This window comes from Corynebacterium pilosum DSM 20521 = CIP 103422 (assembly GCF_000373805.1).
Classification (GTDB): domain Bacteria; phylum Actinomycetota; class Actinomycetes; order Mycobacteriales; family Mycobacteriaceae; genus Corynebacterium; species Corynebacterium pilosum.
Genome location: NZ_KB892448.1, coordinates 1 through 21159, shown reverse-complemented (window position 1 = coordinate 21159; position 21159 = coordinate 1). Strand labels below are relative to the sequence as shown.

Below are 21159 nucleotides of genomic sequence, written 5' to 3'. Positions count from 1 at the left end.
AGGGACAACATGAGGTGGTGCTTCAGGCGGTAAGTATCATTGTTAAGTGAACTTGCATGGAAGCATGACCTGAGGAAGGAACCTCTACCGTGGAATCACATCAACGACGCGGAGGCCCCCACGAGGAACCGCACGACGATTTCTGGGACGAGGATTCCCCTACGCAACACGTGGACCAAGTCAACCTAGGCGATGCGGACGCCGCAGATCCGGCACTCGACGACGAACGCCCCGAATTCGTCCCCTACGAACCGACGGAATCGGAGCCAGCCAGCGGGAATACCAAGACCAGCCCCTGGACAGTCATTGGCGCGATTTTGGCGGCCATCGTTGCTGTTGGCGCCGGAGTGTGGGCGTACTCGGCGTTGAAGGACAATGCCGACGAAGCCTCGTCTGCAAGCACAGCTACGAGCACAGTTGTGGTCTCCCAAGACCCGGCGACGGAGGAAGAGCAGCCGCCAGCTGACGACGAGGAAGCCTCCGAGACGGAGGAACCAGAACCCGTCACCAATGCGCCAGAGCAGACGCGTTCCGCACCCACAATGGTGACTTTCGACGAAGGCCAAGGAGTGGAACCTGTGCGGCCAAACGAGCCTGAACCTGGGCGGCCGCAACCACCACAACCGCGCCCTTCGCAGGACCAGCGGGGCCAGGCGAATAGTTCACGCGCCCCGGAAGGAGCTCTGCAATGCGCAGCGAACGTGAACTGGCGGGTGTTCTCGACCACCGGTAACGGAGGGTGCGGAAACGCAGAAGAAGTCGCAGTAGCGATGGCGCCGCACTCTGGGTCTGGGCAAAACTCGATTGAGGTACCGCTTCCAACGCAAGAGGGACAGCGGCCGGCCTCGGCGAAGTGCACGCTCGTTGGCGATAATTCCTATGAGTGCCAAGCGCGTGGCGTGAAGGTGTTCTTGGAAGATCGTCCGGTGCGCGACTAGCCGCAAGGTAGGCGTCGGGAAACACGGGTGTGGCGTGATTTGAGTTTCAGGTGCGGCTTCTGCTAATGTTGACCGCACTACCGCCCGAAGCGCCTGATTCTAGGTGCCAGGGTCGCAAGTGGAGTTACTCCCACCCCATACCGCCGCTTTGGTTGGTTAAGGGTCCAAAGTTCGGTAGGGGAATCGTCGTAAAGCGATCCCATCCTGAACGAGGAAGAACTCCCGCACAGCGAATATGCTGCGCGGGTTTTGTGTGTAGTGGCTCCATGCGCGAGAACTGGTAGCGAATCATATCGTCTTTTAACTGAGGAGTTCTCATCAGCGCTGAAGCTCGGATCAATGACAGAATCCGCGTCCCCGAAGTCCGTCTAGTCGGCCCGTCCGGCGAGCAGGTAGGAATCGTCCGTACCGACGACGCCCGCAAGCTTGCCTACGACGCTGACCTTGACCTAGTGGAAGTAGCACCCAACGCGAAGCCACCTGTGGCCAAGATCATGGACTACGGCAAGTACAAGTACGAGCAGGCACAGAAGGCCCGCGAGTCCCGTAAGAACCAGCAGCAAACCGTGGTCAAGGAACAGAAGTTCCGCCCGAAGATCGATGAGCACGACTACCAGACCAAAAAGAACAATGTGGTTCGCTTCCTGGAAAAGGGTAACAAGGTCAAGGTGACCATCATGTTCCGCGGACGCGAGCAGTCTCGTCCTGAACTTGGTTTCCGCCTTCTCGAGCGTCTTGCAGAAGACGTCGGCGAGATCGCGCACATCGAGTCCAGGCCGAAGCAGGACGGCCGCAACATGACCATGGTTCTTGGGCCAGCCTCCAAAAAGGGCAAGAAGTAGACCATTCTCAACCTCTGAAGGGTTTTAATCATGAAGCAGAAGACCCACAAGGGCACCGCAAAGCGCATCAAGGTTTCCGGTTCCGGCAAGCTGCGTCGCTACCAGGCTGGTAAGAAGCACTTGAACGAGCACAAGACCTCCAAGCGCGTTCGCCAGCTGAAGAACGCCGTCGACGTCTCTCCAAACGACGTGCCACGCATGAAGAAGTTGCTGCGCCGCGCATAATAGTCGCGCATCGCCCCCATCCGAATAAGTTTCAATTAGAAGTTAGGAAGTACAACTGTGGCACGTGTCAAGCGCTCAGTTAACGCCAAGAAGAAGCGTCGCGCGATTCTGAAGTCCGCTAAGGGCTACCGCGGCCAGCGCTCCCGCCTGTACCGCAAGGCGAAGGAACAGTGGCTGCACTCCATGACCTACGCGTACCGCGATCGTCGCGCACGCAAGTCTGAGTTCCGCAAGCTGTGGATCCAGCGCATCAACGCAGCAGCTCGCATGAACGACATCACCTACAACCGTCTGATCCACGGCCTGAAGCTGGCCGAGATCGACGTTGACCGCAAGATCCTTGCCGATCTGGCCGTCAACGATTTCGCAGCATTCTCCGCAATCTGCGAGGCGGCAAAGGCTGCACTGCCAGAGGACGTCAACGCTCCAAAGGCTGCTTAGTCTTCCGGGAAGCGCACGCTTCTTGCTTGACGACGACCACCCGAACTCTTCCATGTACTTCATGGGAGGGCACGGGTGGTTTTGTCTTTCAGTAGCACTACACTTATCCACCATGGCACTTGATTTCTCCCAGCCCTTTACAGAACGCACCCCACGCATCGTAAATGCGGCCAAACTACACCGGGCGGCTGCTCGTCGAAAAGCGAAGCAATTCTTGGCAGAAGGGGAGAACGCCGTCGAGGCTGCCGTAGCCACCGGCGCTGCCACCGACGTGTTCGTGACCGAGAGGGCCGCGCAGCGTTTCGGGGAAATTCTGACCACCGCCGAGTACATGAACGTGTATACGCACGCCATCGACGAGAAGGCGGCGGAACATTTGGCAGACACTGTGACCACCACGGGCATCTTTGCCTTGTGCAAGCCGGTGACGTGGTCGACGAAGCAGGCTCTGAAGGGTTTCAATGATTTCTGGGCAGTAGGTGTAGATACCGCTGATCCGGGAAATGCGGGCACTCTGATTAGGATCTGCGACGCGATGGGCGCCGACGGCGTGATTTTCGCTGGTGACACGGTGGACCCGCAGGCACCGAAGGTGGTTCGTTCCACGGCTGGGTCTCTCTTTCATACGCCGGTCGTCAGGGATCGTGACGTTAAGGCGGTGATTGCGCAGCTCAAGGACAAAGGCCTCAAGATTGTTGCCACGGTGGTAGACGGCGACGTGGCCTTGGATTACGCAGGCGAGATGTTGAGCCAGCCACACGCGTGGCTCTTTGGCAACGAGGCGCACGGCCTTGACCCAGAGATCGCAGCGCTTGCGGACTACAAAGTCACTATCCCGATCCAGGGTTCCGCAGAATCCCTGAACCTGGCGACTGCCGCGGCGATGTGCATGTGGGAATCATCCAAGGCGCAGTACGTCGTCGACGAGCAGACTGCTAACTAGTGCAGCCCACCTTCCTGCAGCGCCCGCCGCCGTCGCGGGTATGCTGTGAGGGTCCATATTTTCCTGACGTTCCCAGAAAGGCGAGGGTGAGCTCCAGCGTGTCTGATACACCCGATATCCAGTTGACCGAAGAGTCATTGAACCAGGCCGCAGAGCAGGCCATCGCTGCATTCGATGGCGCCATAGACTTGGCCGCACTCGAGCAAGCAAAACGCGATCACCTAGGGGAGCAGGCATTTATCCCGCAGGCACGCCGCGCCCTGGGCACCTTGCCGAAAAGCGAGCGCAAGGACGCCGGCCGCATGGTGAACATGGCCCGAGGCCGCGTGGAGAAGCATTACGCGCAGGTTCATCAGGTGCGCGAGGCAGAACACCGTGCGCAGCAGCTGAAGGCGGAAAAGGTCGATGTGACCATGCCTACCGCGCGCACCCAGGCTGGCGCGATGCACCCGATCACCACGCTGAGTGAAAATATCGCCGATATTTTCATCGGCATGGGCTGGGAGATTGCCGAAGGCCCAGAGGTCGAGGCGGAATACTTCAACTTCGATGCGCTGAACTTCATCCCGGACCACCCGGCCCGCACCCTGCAGGACACCTTCTATATCGGCAGTAAGGACTCCAAGCAGGTCCTGCGCACCCACACCTCCCCGGTACAGGTGCGCACCCTGTTGGACCGTGAGCCACCGGTGTATATCGCCTGCCCGGGGCGCGTGTTCCGCACCGACGAACTAGACGCAACCCACACCCCGGTCTTCCACCAGGTGGAGGGCTTGGCCGTGGACAGGGGGCTGACCATGGCGCACCTGCGCGGCACCCTCGATCACCTTGCGAAGGTGCTCTTCGGCCCGGAAACCAAGACGCGGATGCGCACCAACTACTTCCCGTTTACTGAGCCTTCGGCGGAGGTAGACGTGTGGTTTGCGAACAAGAAGGGTGGCGCCGGCTGGATCGAGTGGGGCGGTTGCGGCATGGTCAACCCGAACGTACTGCGCGCGGTGGGCATTGATCCCACGGAGTACACCGGTTTCGCTTTCGGCATGGGCCTGGAGCGAACCTTGCAGTTCCGCAATGGCCTCAGCGACATGCGCGACATGGTTGAAGGCGACGTTCGATTCACCGTTCCATTCGGTGTGCAGGCATAAGGGAGGACACTCATGCTTATTTCCCAGAATTGGATTACCCGCTTGGTGCGTGCATCGGGCACAGACAACTGGTCAGTTGCTCCTGAGGTGCTTGACCACGGCTTTGTCCGCGTCGGTTTCGAAACCGAAGGCTACGAGCCGATCGAAGAGACCACCGGGGACCTCGTTTTCGGCCGCGTTCAGCAGATTGAGGAGCTCACCGAGTTCAAGAAGCCGATCCGTTACTGCCAGGTTGACGTTGGCCAGGCGAACGGCTCCGGCGAGCTGCAGGGCATCATCTGTGGCGCCCGCAATTTCAAAGAGGGCGACCTCGTCGTTGTCGCCTTGCCGGGTGCGGAGCTTCCTGGCGGATTCAAGATCTCTGCGCGCAAGACGTATGACCACATTTCCGATGGCATGATCTGCTCCGCAGCTGAGCTAGGCATGACGGACAAGCAAAACGCGGGCATCATCACGCTTTCCGACGATTATGGGGCCCCAGGCGAGGACGCGCGTGGCCCATTGGGGCTGGACGACACCGTGTTCGATGTCAACGTCACCCCAGACCGTGGCTATGCACTTTCTGCCCGCGGACTGACCCGCGAGATTAGCTCAGCTTTTGATCTGCCTTATGCGGATCTGGCCAAGGATCCTTCGGTGGCTGGTATCGACCTGTCAGCCGTGCCGGCCCCGACTGAGCAACTGATTGAGATCACCGCCGACGAGTCCACCAAGACCCAGCGCTTCGGTCTGCGCAAGGTCGAAGGCATTGATCCTGCTGCGGAGTCTCCGTTCTGGCTCCAGCGCGAACTGATGCTGTCCGGCCAGCGCCCCGTCAACGCGGCAACCGATGTAACCAACTACATCATGCTGCTTCTGGGCCAGCCCATGCACGCCTTCGACGCTGGCCAGATTGCCGGCAACCTGCATATTCGCAACGCAAAAGCGGGGGAGAAGTTCGAAACCCTCGACCACGTGGAGCGCACGCTTTCCGACGAAGACGTGGTGATCTGCGACGACAAGGGAATTCAATCCATGGCCGGTGTCATGGGCGGCACCACCTCGGAGATCTCTGAGACCACAACGGACGTCTACTTCGAGTCCGCTACGTGGGATGCTCTCACCGTGGCACGCACGTCGCGCCGCCACAAACTCACCTCCGAGGCGTCCCGCCGGTTCGAACGCGGCGTGGATCCCGCGATTGTGGAGGTCGCCCTGGATATGGCATGTGCTCTACTGGTGAGCATCGCCGGCGGCACCGTTTCTCCAGGGCGCACCTTGGTCGAGGGCACCGTGCAGGAAGCACAGCCGATTCAGCTGCGTGTTAGCCACCCGTCCGAGTTGATTGGTGTGGAGTATGGCCGGGACGTCGTCGTTAAGCGCCTTGAAGAGGTCGGCTGCACCGTCGCAAGCGTTGGTGGCGAGGGTGATGACGAGGTCCTTTCGGTGACCCCGCCGACGTGGCGTACCGATTTCACCATGCCGGAGGACTTGATCGAGGAGATCATGCGTCTTGAGGGCTTGGATGATATTCCGCTTGTCCTCCCGACCCCGCGCGGCGGACGCGGCCTGACGCTGGAGCAGCGCCGACGCCGGGCTGTCACGCACGCCTTGGCGTACTCGGGTTATGCAGAGATCCTGCCGACTCCGTTCATCGCGAACGATGTATTCGACAAGTTTGGGCTTGCCGACGACGATCCTCGACGCAGTGCCGTCAAGGTCCAGAACCCGCTGGACAATGACTATGCAGTGCTGGGCACGACGTTGTTGCCATCGATGCTTGAGGCGGTGGGGCGTAACGTCGCGCGCGGCCGCCATGATGTCACTTTGTACGGCGTGCAGCAGGTCGCTTTCCAGCGTGCTGACTCCTCGCCGATGCCGGATGTTGCACAGCGTCCGAGCGATGCCGAGGTTGAAGAGCTGATCAACTCGCTGCCTGAGCAGCCACTGCACGTCGTCACCGTTGGTTTGGGCGACAAGGTTTACGCAGGCCCATGGGGCGAGGGGCGTGCCTACACCTGGGCTGACGCGATCGAGTCCGCGCAGGTTGTTGCCCGTGCTGCAGGTGTGCAGCTGGAGATCGAATCCGCTGAGTATTTGCCGTGGCATCCAGGTCGCTGCGCTGCGCTCAAGGTGGATGGGGAGATCGTCGGTTATGCCGGCGAGCTGCACCCGCAGGTCTTGGAGGCCCTCGAGCTTCCGCCCCGTCTGTGTGCCATGGAGATCGACCTGACCGCGCTACCGCTGCGGGAAAAGTTCCCAGCACCAGTGCTGTCGAGCTTCCCGGCGCTGCACCAGGATATCGCGCTGACCGTGGATGAGGACGTGCCTTCGGAGGCAGTGCGCCAGGCTGTTGAGGAAGGTGCCGGAGAGTTGCTAGAGACCGTCGAACTCTTCGACGTGTTCCGCAGTGACAAACTCGGCGCGGGTAAGAAGTCCCTTGCTTTCAAGCTGCTGTTCCGCGCTGGCGATCGTACGTTGACCGACGATGAGGCCTCGGAGGCGCGCTTGAAGGCAGCCGAGCTGGCGCAGCAGCGATTCGGTGCGGAGATGCGTGCATAAACTTCCGCGATGAATAGTTTGCATGCCGTTGCATAAATGCTACAGTGGCATGCATGGCAATCAAGGTAGCAGTAGCAGGAGCAACAGGATATGCAGGCGGAGAGATCCTGCGCCTGTTGCTTCAACACCCGAAATACCTGGCGGGGGAGATAGAGATTGGCGCGCTGACCGGCAACTCGAACGCCGGCCAGCACGTCGCTGACCTCATGCCTCACCTGCCCCAGCTGGCTGAACGCGTGATCCAGCCCACCACCACTGAGGTATTGGACGGCCACGATGTGGTCTTTTTGGGCCTTCCGCACGGTTTTTCCGCGGACATCGGGGCAGCGCTTAGCGACGACACCCTTGTCATCGACTGTGCTGCGGACTTCCGGCTGAAGAGCGCGGAGGACTGGACCGCATACTACGGTTCGGAACATGCGGGCTCGTGGCCTTACGGCATTCCTGAAATGCCGGGACATCGCGAAGAAATCGTCCAGGCTCGTCGAATCGCGGTACCGGGATGTTTCCCTACCGGCGCCACCTTGGCCGTGCTGCCCGCAGTGGAGGCCGGCATCGCCGAACCAGACATCTCGATCGTGTCGATCACAGGTGTATCTGGCGCGGGGAAGAAGGCATCGGTCGCGATGCTGGGCGCGGAAACGATGGGTTCTTTGAAGGCTTATAACACCGCAGGCAAGCACCGCCACACTCCCGAGGTCGCCCAAAACGTGGCTGAGGTGACCGACAAGGACATCACTGTCAGCTTCACTCCGGTGCTTGCACCTCTTCCACGTGGCATTCTGACCACAGCTACCATGCCGCTAGCCAAGGGTGTCACCGATGATGCAGCACGCGCTGTGTATGAAGAGTTTTATAAAGATGAACCTTTCGTGCACGTGCTTCCAGCAGGTGCTCAACCTCAGACCCAAAACGTTGTGGGCTCCAACATGTGCCACGTCCAGGTTGAGGTGGATGCCCAGGCAGGAAAACTGCTTGTCACCAGCGCGATTGATAACTTGACCAAGGGTACCGGTGGAGCAGCGGTGCAGTGTATGAATATCGCCCTTGGTTTCGATGAGACTGCGGGCCTACCCCAAGCCGGCGTTACCCCTTAAGGAGAAAACATGACTGCATTGGGAATTACTGCGCCGAAGGGTTTTAGCGCCGCTGGTGTCACCGCCGGTATCAAAGCTTCGGGCAATCCAGACATGGCGCTTGTCGTCAATAACGGCCCCGAGTTTCATGCCGCCGCCGTATTCACCCGCAACCGCGTCGTCGCATCTCCCGTCAAGCTATCGCGCGAGGCTGTTGCTGACGGTGTCTTGCGCGCGGTGGTGTACAACTCGGGTAACGCGAACGCGTGCAATGGCGTCCAAGGCGACAAGGATGCTGCAGCGATGCAGACCCATGCCGCCCAGCACCTTGGCTGTGAGAACCCAACTGATGTTGCGGTGTGCTCAACGGGGCTCATCGGCGAGCTGCTTCCGATGGAGACTATCCTCGGAGGCATCGAACTTTTCCTCGGAGCGCTGGGCACCAGTGGCGATCACGGGACGACGGCTGCCGAAGCCATCATGACGACGGACACAGTCTCAAAGCAGGCTGTCACCCAGCGCGACGGCTGGTCCGTTGGCGCGATGGGCAAGGGCGTGGGCATGATGGCACCGTCTTTGGCCACGATGTTGGTGTGTGTCACTACGGATGCCTCGGCAAGCCCAGAGGCTCTCGACGTGGCATTGCGTCAGGCCAGCGCTGTCACCTTCGACACACTGGATATCGACGGCTCGACCTCGACGAACGACACTGTGATCCTGATGGCATCTGGCGCTTCGGGTGTGACGCCTACCCAAGAGGAGCTGAACGAGGCTGTCTATGAAGTGTGTCTGGATATCGCCAACCAAATGCAGGCCGATGCTGAAGGCGTGACCAAGCGGGTCACAATTACCGTCGACGGAACCGATTCGAACGAGGAAGCGCTAAACGCTGCGCGAACTCTGGGCCGCGACAATCTCTTCAAATGCGCCATGTTCGGGTCTGATCCCAACTGGGGCCGCGTGCTTGCCGCGGTGGGTATGGCAGACGCGGCAATGGATCCAGACCGAATCTCGGTGTACTTCAACGGGGAGGCTGTGTGCGAAAACACGACCGGTACCCCCGGCGCCCGCGACGTGGATCTGAGTGGTGAAGACATTGACGTGCGAGTTGACCTGGGAACCGGTGGAAAAGGCACCGCAACAGTTCGAACAACTGACCTTTCCCACGCGTACGTTGAAATCAATTCGGCCTATAGCTCTTAGGTCGGGCAGCCCCACAGTTAAGGACAACAATGCAGGACATGATGAAAAGCCTGACCAGTGAGATCAGAGCTAACGTTTTAGCCGAGGCACTGCCATGGTTGATGCACTTCCGCGACAAGATCGTCGTCGTTAAGTACGGTGGCAACGCCATGGTCGACGACGAGCTGAAGAAGGCGTTCGCGGCAGACATGGTGTTTCTGCGCACGGTGGGCGCAAAACCCGTGGTCGTCCACGGTGGTGGCCCGCAGATCTCCGCGATGCTGAAGCGCGTCGGTCTCGAAGGCGAATTCAGAGGCGGCTTCCGGGTCACTACGCCCGAGGTCATGGACATTGTTCGCATGGTGCTGTTCGGCCAGGTTGGTCGCGATTTGGTCGGCCTGATCAATAGTCATGGGCCGTATGCCGTCGGCACCTCGGGTGAAGACGCCGGGTTGTTCACCGCGGAGAAGCGCTTTGTCGATCTTGACGGGAAGAAGACCGACATTGGTTTAGTCGGCGATATCGTCGACGTAAACCCGGACGCGGTGATGGACATCATCGATGCCGGACGCATCCCTGTGGTATCGGGCATCGCCCCGGGGACAGATGGCAATGTCTACAACATCAACGCTGACTCCGCCGCGGGTGCTCTGGCAGAGGCCTTGAAAGCGGAGCGACTGGTGATCCTGACCAATGTCGAAGGCCTCTACACCGACTGGCCGAACAAGGATTCGCTGGTCTCTAAAATCGTCGCCGACGATCTCGAAGAGCTACTTCCCAACCTTGACTCTGGAATGATTCCCAAAATGGAATCCTGCCTCCGAGCCGTCAAGGGCGGCGTGAAGGCTGCACACGTTATCGATGGGCGAATCGCCCACTCGGTACTGCTGGAGCTGCTAACGATGGGCGGCATTGGCACAATGGTGCTTCCCGACGATTACCAGCGCGATGATTACCCAGAAGGCACAGTCTTCAGGAAGGACGTATAACGATGAGCGACGCAACCACGACATGGGGCAATGTCCTCATGAACACCTACGGGACACCTCCGATCGAGCTCGTCTCTGGCTCCGGAGCGACCGTGACTGGTGCCGAAGGAAAAGAGTATATTGACCTGCTCGCAGGCATTGCCGTCAATGCCTTGGGGCATGGCCACCGGGCTATCGTCGAGGCGGTGTCCGACCAAGTCGGCCAACTTGGTCACGTGTCAAACCTGTTCGCCTCTGCACCTGTCGTCGAGGTGGCAGCCGCATTGCAGCAGCGTTTCGGTGATCAAAGCGCACGGATCTTCTTCTGCAATTCCGGGGGTGAGGCAAACGAAGCAGCCTTCAAACTTGCACGCCTCACGGGTCGGCGCCGCGTGCTGGCAGCGCAAAACGGCTTCCATGGCCGGACGATGGGATCTCTGGCTCTGACTGGTCAGCCGGATAAGCGCAAGCCTTTTGAGCCCCTCGCTCCGGGAGTGGAGTTTTACCCCTACGGGGATATTGATTTTCTGACCAAGACTGTCGAGACCAACCCGACCGATGTCGCCGCCATTTTCCTGGAACCCATCCAAGGCGAGACAGGAGTGATCCCTGCGCCCGAAGGTTTCCTGCAACAAGTTCGCGACCTCTGCGATAAGCACGGGACCCTGATGATTGTCGACGAGGTCCAAACCGGTATTGGCCGCACCGGCGACTTCTTCGCCCACCAACACGAAGGTGTCGTGCCAGACGTGGTCACGATGGCGAAGGGTTTGGGCGGGGGACTGCCCATCGGCGCGTGCCTGGCACGCGGAAAAGCCGCGGAGCTCTTTGGACCCGGTTCCCACGGCACCACCTTCGGGGGAAACCCAGTAGCGTGCGCGGCAGCCTCAGCAGTACTCGACGTTGTCGACGAGGACTTCGTTGCTGACGTGAAGCGAAAGGGAGAGGTGTTCGTCGATAAGCTCACTGCGCTCGACACGGTGACCGACGTGCGGGGACGTGGACTGATGCTCGGCGTTGTCCTCGACCAGCCCGTGGCGAAGGCAGCCGTGGAGGAAGGCTACAAACAAGGCGTAATTCTTAACGCTCCAGCCGACAATATTCTCCGACTCACCCCGCCGTTGGTCATCACCGATGACGACATCGATGAGGCTGTCCGACGCATCGATGCAACCCTTAAAGAAGTGCTGAAAGCAGAAAATAACGATGAGAAGGAAGGGAAGTAGGATGCCACGACATTTTCTTGCCGACGATGACCTGACCCCAGCAGAACAGGCCGAGGTACTCGAGCTTGCCGCCGAACTGAAGAAAGCGCCATTGTCCAAGCGGCCGCTAGAAGGCCCGTTCTCAGTGGCTGTGCTGTTCGATAAAACTTCCACACGCACCCGTTTTTCCTTTGATGCCGGCATCGCGCACCTGGGTGGGCATGCGATTGTCACTGAAACTGGCAACTCCCAGATGGGCAAAGGCGAGACGTACCAAGACACAGGCGCTGTGCTGTCGCGTTTCGTTGAGGCGATCGTGTGGCGCACTTATGCGCACCAGAATCTTTTAGACATGGCGGAGACGGCGACGGTGCCCATCGTTAATGCGTTATCGGACGATTTGCACCCCTGCCAGATCCTGGCTGATCTCCAAACCGTTGTGGAAAACCTCTGCCCTGAAGAAGGCCCCGCGGGCTTGAAGGGGAAGAAGGCCGTCTACCTGGGCGATGGCGACAACAACATGGCGAATTCGTACATGATCGGTTTCGCTACCGCGGGCATGGACATTTCAATTGTCGGCCCGGAGAGCTTCCTGCCTAAACAGGAATTCGTTGACCGAGCGCGCGCACGTGCAGAGGAGACTGGGGCAACGGTCGTCGTTACGTCCGATATCGACGAGGTCCAAGGTGCCGATGTAGTTATCACCGACACCTGGGTGTCGATGGGGATGGAAAACGACGGTAAAGACCGACTCACCCCGTTCCTGCCGTACCAGGTCACCACTGACATCATGGAGAAGGCAGGGGAGGAGGCAATCTTCCTGCACTGCCTTCCTGCCTACCGTGGCAACGAAGTGACCGCCGACGTGATCGACGGGCCAGCCTCGCGTGTCTTCGATGAAGCCGAAAATCGTTTGCACGCACAGAAGGCGCTGTTGGTCTGGCTGCTGGAGAATCAGTAGATGTCCGCACCAGCCTCACGCACTGCCCGTCAAGGGAAAATCCTTGACCTGCTGAATTCGACGCGGGTGCACTCGCAGGTTCAGCTCTCGGAGCTGTTGCTGGACGAGGGGATCGACATTACCCAGGCGACCCTGTCACGCGACCTCGACGAGCTGGGGGCGAAAAAGGTGCGACCGGCATCGGGTGGCAGGTCGTTTTATACGGTGAGCATCATCGAGCAAAATCTTGCGGAAGCCTCCACAGGTCCCCGTGACAAATTGCGACGCATGCTCGAAGAACTGGTCGTTTCCGTTGACCATTCTGCCAACATCGCAGTGTTGCGCACCCCGCCGGGGGCCGCGCAGTACCTGGCGAGCTATATCGACAGAGTGGGCCTGGAGTCGGTCGTCGGAACGATCGCCGGGGACGACACGATCTTCGTGCTCGCGCGAGACCCAGTCTCCGGCAAGGAACTAGCGTCTCAGCTAGCTGCTACGCCTGAACAGCGACCGCACTGACGCTTCACAATAGAACATAGAACTGGGCGGGGCGAGGCACACGGCCAGCCCATAACCCGGTACTCTGATACACCGAAATCTTTCTAAAGGAGTAACACATGACTAATCGCGTAGTGCTTGCCTACTCGGGCGGCCTCGACACCTCTGTAGCGATCCCTTACCTGGCAGAAATGACCGGCGGCGAAGTCGTCGCAGTATCTCTGGACCTGGGCCAGGGTGGCGAGGATATGGAGTCCGTGCGCCAGCGCGCCCTCGACTGTGGTGCGGTCGAGTCCATCGTCGTCGACGCGAAGGATGAATTCGCGGATGACTACTGCTTGCCGACGATCAAGGCCAACGGCAAGTACATGAAGCAGTACCCGCTGGTGTCCGCGATTTCCCGCCCATTGATCGTGAAGCATCTCGTTGAGGCCGCCAAGGAGTTCGGTGGCACTCACGTTTCACACGGTTGCACCGGCAAGGGCAATGACCAGGTGCGCTTCGAGGTTGGCTTCATGGACAATGATCCAAACCTGGAGATCATCGCGCCGGCTCGTGACTTTGCATGGACCCGTGACAAGGCGATCGAGTACGCGGAGAAGATCGACCTGCCTATCGAGCAGTCCGCTTCGTCCCCATTCTCCATTGACCAGAATGTGTGGGGCCGCGCTGTGGAGACCGGTTTCCTGGAGGACCTGTGGAACGCCCCGACGAAGGATCTGTACGCCTACACCGAGGATCCAGCGCTGGGCAACGCGCCGGATGAGGTCATCATTTCCTTCGAGGCCGGTAAGCCGGTTGCCATCGATGGCAAGCCCGTCACGGTCTTGGAGGCCATCGAAGAGATGAACCGCCGTGCAGGCGCGCAGGGAATTGGCCGCCTGGACATGGTGGAAGACCGTCTGGTTGGTATCAAGTCCCGTGAGATTTATGAGGCACCGGGTGCTGTCGCGTTGATCACCGCGCACGAGGCACTCGAGGATGTCACCGTGGAGCGTGAACTTGCACGCTACAAGCGTCTGATTGAAGCACGCTGGTCCGAGGAAGTCTACGACGGCCTGTGGTTCTCCCCACTGAAGCGTTCTCTGGATGCGTTCATTGAGTCCACCCAGGAGCACGTCACCGGTGACATCCGCATGGTTCTCCATGCTGGTACCGCTACCGTCAATGGTCGCCGTTCCAACCACTCGCTGTACGACTTCAACCTGGCTACCTACGACACCGGCGACACCTTCGACCAGACCTTGGCGAAGGGCTTCGTCCAGCTGCACGGCCTGTCCTCCAAGATCGCTAATAAGCGCGACCGCGAAGCAGGCCAGAACTAATGCAGCAGCACGGCACGAACGAAGGAGCACTCTGGGGCGGCCGGTTCTCCGGCGGGCCGTCTGAGGCCATGTTTGCGCTCAGCGTCTCCACCCACTTCGACTGGGTATTGGCGCCTTATGACGTGTTGGCGTCGAAAGCCCATGCCAAGGTTCTCAACCAGGCAGGTTTGCTTTCCGACGAGGACCTGGCCACCATGCTCGACGGCCTCGAGCAACTGGGCAAGGACGTAGCTGACGGTTCTTTTACTCCTGATCCGTCGGATGAGGACGTCCATGGCGCAATGGAGCGTGGGCTCATCGATCGCGTCGGCCCAGAAATTGGTGGGCGCCTGCGTGCCGGCCGCTCCCGCAATGACCAAGTCGCCGCCATGTTCCGCATGTGGCTTCGCGACGCCCTGCGCGACGTCGCCTTGGACATCACCGACCTGATCGACGCACTCGTCGATCAGGCGAAGGCACACCCCGATGCGATCATGCCTGGCAAGACACACTTCCAGGCGGCCCAACCGATTTTGCTTGCGCACTCGCTGCTAGCCCATGCACAGCCAATGCTGCGCGACCTCGAGCGCATCCAGGATCTGGACAAGCGCTTGGCCGTGTCTCCTTATGGTTCTGGGGCATTGGCGGGTTCGTCGCTGAAACTCAACCCAGAGGCGATCGCGGAAGAGCTCGGCTTTGATTCCGCGACCGACAATTCCCTCGACGGCACCGCCAGCCGCGACTTCGCCTCTGAGGCGGCGTTTGTGTTGGCACAGATCGGCATCGACCTCTCGCGTTTCGCGGAGGAGATCATTGCGTGGTCGACTCCGGAGTTTGGGTACATCACGCTTCACGACGAGTGGTCGACCGGTTCGTCGATCATGCCACAGAAAAAGAACCCGGATGTCGCGGAGCTGACCCGTGGAAAGTCTGGCCGTTTGATCGGCAACCTTGCCGGCCTGATGGCAACGTTGAAGGCTCAGCCGCTGGCGTACAACCGTGACCTGCAGGAAGATAAAGAGCCGTTGGTCGATTCGATTTCTCAACTGAAGCTGCTTCTGCCTGCTATGACTGGGCTAACAGCTACGTTGGTCTTCCACGAAGATCGGATGCGGGAGCTTGCACCTCAGGGGTACACGCTGGCGACTGATTTGGCCGAGTGGATGGTGCGCCAAGGTGTTCCATTCCGCGAAGCTCACGAGGCATCGGGCGCGTGCGTCCGCATCGCTGAACAGCGTGGCGTCGACTTGGTGGATCTGACCGACGAAGAACTCGCCAGCGTGGATGAGCGACTCACTCCAGAGGTCCGGGAAGTTCTCACCATTGACGGTGCTGTGGCATCACGTGACACTCGTGGCGGAACGGCTCGTCCACGAGTCGAGGAACAACGCGACAGGGTAGAGGAAGCGAACGCCTCCTACCGCGCATGGGCAAAGCAGCCAGTACGTTCTGCGTAAACTGAGTTGCGCTGCGAACGAGACTCCAGTCACTTAAAGTGAGATTATGGATGCTGGTTCAAACGCCAAGGGCTCCGGTCGCTCACGATCGGTTGGCCTTGGCGTTTTTCTTATCATTGTTGCGATAGCTGCAGTGGTGGTCGGACGCTTCGGAATGCCGAATATTAATCTCGGCGCGCTGAACCCTTTCGCTGGATCGTCCACAACGCAGGTAAGCGGAGTCATCGGTTCAGAGAAGCGCCCGTTCTTCGAGGACGAAGATGTGAAGAAGCGCTTCAAAAAGCTGGGCTATGAAGTCAACGTCCGCACAGCTGGTTCGCGCGAAATTGCAGAAACCATGGATATGTCAGGGCAAGACTTTGTTTCTCCTTCATCTGAGCCGGCAACAGAGAAAGTGGAGCGTGTATTTTCCTCGGACGGCGCAACCTACCCGTTCTATTCTCCAATGGTGGTGGCTACTTTCCAGCCGATCGTCGACATCTTGACGCGCCAGGGGCTGATCCGCGAAGACGGGCCGAACAAGGTCCTCGACGTGCAGGGTCTCATGGAGCTTGCGCAAAGTGAGACGCGGTGGCGCGATCTGGGAGATGAGTTTCCTTCTCCCCGGACCGTCCAGATTTCTACGACAGACATTCGTACATCAAATTCGGCCGCGATGTATCTCTCCATTCTCGCCTGGGTGCTATCTGACATGTACCCGGAGCAGGCCGAAGACCCTGCTTTCCTGGCAGATCAGATCACTCCTTTCTTCACCGGCCAGGGGTACACAGCGTCAAGCTCTGCAGGGCCATTCGCCGATTACCTCAGTCAAGGCATGGGGGCCGCGCCAATGGTCTTGGTCTACGAAGCCCAATACTTGGGCGAGCAGATGAAACCCAATTCTCGGATTGGTGACGACAATGTCCTGCTTTATCTTTACCCAACGGTGCAGGCCAAGCATGGTGTTGTAGGCCTGACCGAGGAGGGGGAGGAGATCGCGCGGCTGCTAGCAGAAGATTCTGCGCTGCAAGAATTGGCGGCACGCCATGGGTTTAGGCCGAATAACTCTCCGGCATTTGAAGAAGTGATGGCTGAACACGAACTCACTCCACCAGAAACGTACCTCGCCACAGTTGACCCTCCGTCCTATGAGCGCTTGGAAGAGTTGATTAGAGAAGTTGGCAATGCGTATTCGACGCCACCACAGGAAGTGGAGGAACACTAATGAACCGCGTGTGGTTGGCCCTAGTTGCACTACTTGCAGGAATTGGATTGGTGGGTTGTGCCGGCGAAGCCCCAGATTCTGGCATTTTCTCGAGAGGCAAGAACTTCGACGACGAACCGTTGACCATTGTTGCTGCCACCGAGCTCCAAGACCTCGAGCCACTGGTGAATCAGGCTTCGGAGGATCTCGGATTTCCCATCATTCTCCGATCTCCCACAGGAACGCTGGAAAATTCCCAGATGCTCAAGCAGGGCGGGTACGACGGCACCGTTGACGCGACCTGGTTTGCTACTAATCGTTACGTAGACCTTATCGGCGCGCAGGACAAGCTTGCCGACGAGACAAAGATTGCAACCAGCCCTGTAGCCTTCGGTGTCTGGACAGAATCAGCGAAGCGCCTTGGCTGGGATACAGAACAACCGACATGGGCTGAGTTTGCCGAAGCAGCAGCAAACAATGAGTTCACCTTCGGGATGACGGACCCAACAGCATCGAACTCCGGCTTTTCCGCACTTGTGTCTGTTTCCACATCATTTGCCGATACCGGGCAGGCTCTGACGAGAGAAGATATCCACAAGATCCACGAGCCGATGAAGAAGCTGTATCAAGCCCAAGACTTGGTGTCCGGTTCCTCAGGGTGGCTCGCAGGAACGTTTGTAGACAATCCTGGCAAGCTCGACGCGATCATCAACTACGAGTCCACGCTCTACCAGCTTCGCGACGAAGGCCACCCCATTACGGTGGTAATTCCCCGTGATGGTGTGATTTCCGCAGATTACCCACTATCCACTCTCGCGCAACCCGCGACGGAGCAGGCGGGAGAGAAGGTCGCAGCATTAACAGAATGGTTGCTGAATCACCAGGAGGAGATTGCCCAGACCTATCGTCGCCCTGTGGAGCGTGTGGACAGCGTGCCGGAAGAGCTATCCCGGCAAGGAGTCATTGAGCTGGCGTTTCCTGGTGACCAACTTGTCGTCGATACGCTTCTGGATGCTTATAACAATGAGTACCGGAACCCCGGCAGCACAACGTATGTGCTGGACACATCGGGTTCAATGGAAGGCATGAGGATGGCAAGTCTTAAGGCCATCATGGACGGGCTGATCAGCGGTGAGTCATTCACTGTCACTGGCGATGTTTCTCTGCGGGACAATGAGAAAGTAACTATCTGGCCTTTCGACCCGACGGTGGAGCCTATGACACAGGTCATCAACCGGGGCGATCCGCAAGCGATTGCTGAGCTATCCAATTATGCAGAGGGCCTCGAGGCGGAAGGCATGACTCCGCTGTATTCCACGTTGCTAGCAGCCTTGCGGGAAGCCGATACTGAAAGTGGCATTCCATCTATTGTTTTGCTCAGCGACGGCGCCGTCACGGAGGGCCCCGATTACTACCGATTCGAAGCGGAGTATGCGACTTTGCCAGAGGAAACGAAGGAAATCCCAGTCTTTGTGATCCTCTACGGGGAAGCTAGTGAGGAGGAAATGACCTGGCTAGCGGATCTCACTGGGGGCAAGGTCTTCAATGCTATCGACGGTGATCTGCCACAAGTATTTAAGGAGATTCGTGCCTACCAGTAAAAAACGCCCTGATGAGACGGGCATTTCCACAAATTTCCTCACTTCACGCAAGAACCTCGTCGGATTAGGGGCAGCGGCGGCAGTGGTCCTAGGACACTTGACTTTTGGCTTAGGCGCGTTGTGGGGTGTGGCTGCGTTGGCGGCCTGGGGCGCGGGTGTTTCGCTTACCCCAGAGGCAAAGCCTAAGGCTTTACCGACCCCGCGACCAGAGCCGACTCCGCTCAAGTTACAGAGAACCTTACGTCTGTCAGTGGACAAACTTCGTGCAGCGCGGCCCCCCAGTGAAGTGATGACTCAAGCACGTACGCTGGATCAAAGTGTGCGGTTTGTTCTTGCAGAGTGGGATGATCTTGAGACGTCACCCGAGCATCAGCAGAACATGTGGAACATTGTGGAGATTTATCTGCCGCAGGTGATTGAAACATATCTTGATGCTCCAAACTTGGAGTTACCTGCCGCCGTCGAAGGCGTCGTCGATTCGCTTGTCACGCTAACCAAAGCCTCAGACAACATTAAACAGGCCATTTTGGATAATAATGTGCGCGAGTTGAACTCCCATGCACGGATGTTGCGTTCAAAGTTTGGCAACCTGCCGGGTCTTAACGACGAACCGCCGTCAGGTAGCGGGTACACTGAGGAACCATGACTTTGGATCCGAAATTGCTCGAGGTATTGGCGTGCCCAAAGGACAACGGCCCTTTGACCTATCTGGAAGATGAACAGCTCTTGGTCAATGAAAGGTTGAATCTGGCCTATCGGATCGACGATGGCATTCCGGTCCTGCTTATCGACGAAGCCCAGGAGTGGAACTCAACCGCTTCCTAATCTGCCGCGCGGCGTTCTTGCAGCCCGCGACGATTTATCAATTTATCAATTCATCTTTCTGAGGAGTTTTTCGTGTCTACCACTACGGACGCACCAGTAAATATCATTGACGAACTTTCCTGGCGCGGTTTGATCAACCAGTCCACAGATTTGGACCAGTTGCGTGAAGCGACCACCCAGCCAATCACCCTTTACTGCGGGTTTGACCCCACTGGTCCTTCGCTGCACGCCGGGCACTTGGTCCCGCTGCTCATGTTGCGCCGTTTTCAGGAAGCCGGACACCGGCCACTAGTGCTAGCCGGTGGTGCGACTGGCATGATCGGTGACCCTCGTGATGTTGGTGAGCGCTCGATGAACTCTGCGGACACAGTAGGGGAGTGGGCCGAGCGAATTTCTGGTCAGCTGCAGCGTTTCGTCTCTTTTGAAGGCGAGAATGCAGCACAGCTGGTGAACAACAACGATTGGACGAAGGACCTTACGGTCATCTCTTTTCTGCGTGACATCGGCAAGCACTTCCCGCTGTCGACCATGCTGGCACGTGACACTGTCAAGCGTCGCCTAGAAAACGATGGCATTTCATACACTGAGTTCTCCTACATGCTTCTCCAAGCCAATGATTACGTCCAGCTTCGACGCAAGTACGACTGCGTTCTGCAGGTTGGCGGCGGCGACCAGTGGGGCAACCTGGTTGCAGGTGTTGACCTTAACCGCCGGATGGACCAGGAACAGGTCCACGCACTAACTGTTCCGTTGGTGACGGACTCCGAGGGAAAGAAATTTGGTAAGTCCACTGGCGGCGGTTCACTATGGCTCGACCCTGAAATGACCAGCCCGTACACCTGGTACCAGTACTTCATCAATGCCGCGGATGCTGATGTGATCCGCTACTTGCGCTGGTTTACCTTCCTGACCAAGGAAGAGTTGGAAGTACTCGAAGTCGAGGTGGCCGAACGGCCATTCAAGCGTGAGGCGCAGAAGCGACTTGCTCGCGAAATGACTGATTTGGTGCACGGGCCTGAGGCCACCAAGGCTGTCGAACTTGCCTCTCAGGCATTGTTCGGTCGAGCCGAACTTGCTGACCTCGACGAAAAAACACTGGCTTCTGCGGTTTCGGAGACCGAGGTTCTCGAGGTCAACCCCGGCGATGATCGCACGATCATCGACCTTCTCGTGGGATCCGGCCTAGTTGATTCCCGAGGAAACGCGCGCCGCGCTGTGAAGGAGGGTGGCGCTTACGTAAATAACCAGCGCATTGAGTCGGAGGAGTGGACCCCGGAAGCCGAAGATCTCCTCCACGGCACATGGCTTGTCTTGCGTCGAGGCAAGAAGAACTTCGCTGGTGTGAAGGTAAACGGTTAAGTCCACCTACAGCAGACCCCAACGTTTAACCGCGGCCTTTAACAGGCCGCGGTTTTCCATTCTGACCTGCAGATTTTGCAATGATGATCTTAGTGTGTAGATTAATTCACGTCGCCAGGGAGACCGCGAAGGTGATCCGGCGACACGGACGTAAACACGAAGTTGACACAGAATGAACAAGTCAGCTAAGTTAAGAAGTCCAGCCGCTCAGAGAAGATCTTAGTGAAAAGATCCAATCGGGTGTGCGAATGTTGTGTGAGAACTCGATAGTGTGCCAATGTACTTTTTTGTTTGTGTGTTGGTGTGTGTGCCTGTGTGCTTGCAGTGGCCTTGAGTGGTTGTTGTTGGTGTGTGCCGGTCATGCTACAGCTTCCGTGGTTGTGGTGTGTTTAGATTTTTTCGGTGCAGCATGGGTGTGCATATTTAATGTGCATTCAATTTGGTAGATGAATCATATTTGTTTATGGTTGTTTACTTTTTGCCAGC

Annotated in this window: 20 protein-coding genes; all 20 read left to right on the top strand. The window is 58.3% G+C overall.

The genetic code is table 11. From position 1 onward, the window contains the following. Positions 1–89: 89 nt before the first annotated feature. Positions 90–938, top strand: a complete 849-nt coding sequence (locus tag B097_RS0104970; protein ID WP_020573051.1) for a hypothetical protein — start codon at positions 90–92, stop codon at positions 936–938. A 317-nt stretch (positions 939–1255) separates the two neighbouring features. Beyond that, a complete protein-coding gene (gene infC / locus B097_RS0104965) occupies positions 1256–1780 on the top strand; it encodes a translation initiation factor IF-3 (RefSeq protein WP_081618006.1) in 525 nt (174 codons plus the stop codon). A gap of 30 nt (positions 1781–1810) precedes the next feature. Further along, complete coding sequence (gene rpmI / locus B097_RS0104960) at positions 1811–2005, top strand: 50S ribosomal protein L35 (RefSeq protein ID WP_018581441.1); 195 nt, start codon at positions 1811–1813, stop codon at positions 2003–2005. Between the two features lie 57 nt (positions 2006–2062). Beyond that, positions 2063–2446, top strand: a complete 384-nt coding sequence (rplT, locus tag B097_RS0104955) for a 50S ribosomal protein L20 (protein WP_018581440.1) — start codon at positions 2063–2065, stop codon at positions 2444–2446. Between the two features lie 112 nt (positions 2447–2558). Then, entirely contained in the window at positions 2559–3389 is an 831-nt protein-coding gene (locus tag B097_RS0104950) for a TrmH family RNA methyltransferase (RefSeq protein ID WP_026254319.1), read from the top strand. Positions 3390–3487: 98 nt separating this feature from the next. Then, positions 3488–4534: a phenylalanine--tRNA ligase subunit alpha gene (gene pheS, locus B097_RS0104945; protein WP_026254318.1), complete on the top strand. Its 1047-nt coding sequence runs from the start codon at positions 3488–3490 to the stop codon at positions 4532–4534. A gap of 12 nt (positions 4535–4546) precedes the next feature. Beyond that, entirely contained in the window at positions 4547–7075 is a 2529-nt protein-coding gene (gene pheT, locus B097_RS0104940) for a phenylalanine--tRNA ligase subunit beta (protein ID WP_018581437.1), read from the top strand. Between the two features lie 53 nt (positions 7076–7128). Beyond that, complete coding sequence (gene argC / locus B097_RS0104935; RefSeq protein WP_018581436.1) at positions 7129–8172, top strand: N-acetyl-gamma-glutamyl-phosphate reductase; 1044 nt, start codon at positions 7129–7131, stop codon at positions 8170–8172. Between the two features lie 9 nt (positions 8173–8181). Continuing rightward, the gene (gene argJ, locus B097_RS0104930) at positions 8182–9354 is read left to right on the top strand and encodes a bifunctional glutamate N-acetyltransferase/amino-acid acetyltransferase ArgJ (RefSeq protein ID WP_018581435.1); all 1173 of its coding nucleotides are present in this window, start codon (positions 8182–8184) and stop codon (positions 9352–9354) included. A gap of 29 nt (positions 9355–9383) precedes the next feature. Further along, positions 9384–10322 carry an acetylglutamate kinase gene (gene argB / locus B097_RS0104925; RefSeq protein ID WP_018581434.1) on the top strand — a complete coding sequence of 313 codons (939 nt, stop codon included), beginning with the start codon at positions 9384–9386 and terminating at the stop codon, positions 10320–10322. A gap of 2 nt (positions 10323–10324) precedes the next feature. Next, a complete protein-coding gene (locus tag B097_RS0104920; protein WP_018581433.1) occupies positions 10325–11527 on the top strand; it encodes an acetylornithine transaminase in 1203 nt (400 codons plus the stop codon). A 1-nt stretch (position 11528) separates the two neighbouring features. Next, entirely contained in the window at positions 11529–12467 is a 939-nt protein-coding gene (gene argF / locus B097_RS0104915; RefSeq protein ID WP_018581432.1) for an ornithine carbamoyltransferase, read from the top strand. Beyond that, positions 12468–12965, top strand: a complete 498-nt coding sequence (locus tag B097_RS0104910; RefSeq protein WP_018581431.1) for an arginine repressor — start codon at positions 12468–12470, stop codon at positions 12963–12965. A 98-nt stretch (positions 12966–13063) separates the two neighbouring features. Beyond that, positions 13064–14269 (top strand): argininosuccinate synthase, encoded by a 1206-nt coding sequence (locus B097_RS0104905; protein WP_018581430.1) that lies wholly within the window; start codon positions 13064–13066, stop codon positions 14267–14269. Next, positions 14269–15705 carry an argininosuccinate lyase gene (gene argH, locus B097_RS0104900; protein WP_018581429.1) on the top strand — a complete coding sequence of 479 codons (1437 nt, stop codon included), beginning with the start codon at positions 14269–14271 and terminating at the stop codon, positions 15703–15705. The genes B097_RS0104905 and argH overlap by 1 nt, the downstream gene beginning before the upstream one ends. Positions 15706–15751: 46 nt before the next feature. Next, a complete protein-coding gene (locus B097_RS0104895; protein ID WP_018581428.1) occupies positions 15752–16909 on the top strand; it encodes a hypothetical protein in 1158 nt (385 codons plus the stop codon). Next, complete coding sequence (locus B097_RS0104890) at positions 16909–18489, top strand: vWA domain-containing protein (protein ID WP_018581427.1); 1581 nt, start codon at positions 16909–16911, stop codon at positions 18487–18489. The genes B097_RS0104895 and B097_RS0104890 overlap by 1 nt, the downstream gene beginning before the upstream one ends. Continuing rightward, complete coding sequence (locus tag B097_RS0104885) at positions 18476–19135, top strand: hypothetical protein (protein ID WP_026254317.1); 660 nt, start codon at positions 18476–18478, stop codon at positions 19133–19135. Before B097_RS0104890 ends, B097_RS0104885 begins: the two co-directional genes overlap by 14 nt. Continuing rightward, positions 19132–19314, top strand: coding sequence for a Trm112 family protein (locus B097_RS0104880; protein ID WP_018581425.1), 183 nt, complete (start codon positions 19132–19134; stop codon positions 19312–19314). The genes B097_RS0104885 and B097_RS0104880 overlap by 4 nt, the downstream gene beginning before the upstream one ends. A 72-nt stretch (positions 19315–19386) precedes the next feature. Beyond that, positions 19387–20673, top strand: coding sequence for a tyrosine--tRNA ligase (gene tyrS, locus B097_RS0104875; RefSeq protein ID WP_018581424.1), 1287 nt, complete (start codon positions 19387–19389; stop codon positions 20671–20673). The last annotated feature ends 486 nt before the right edge of the window (positions 20674–21159 follow it).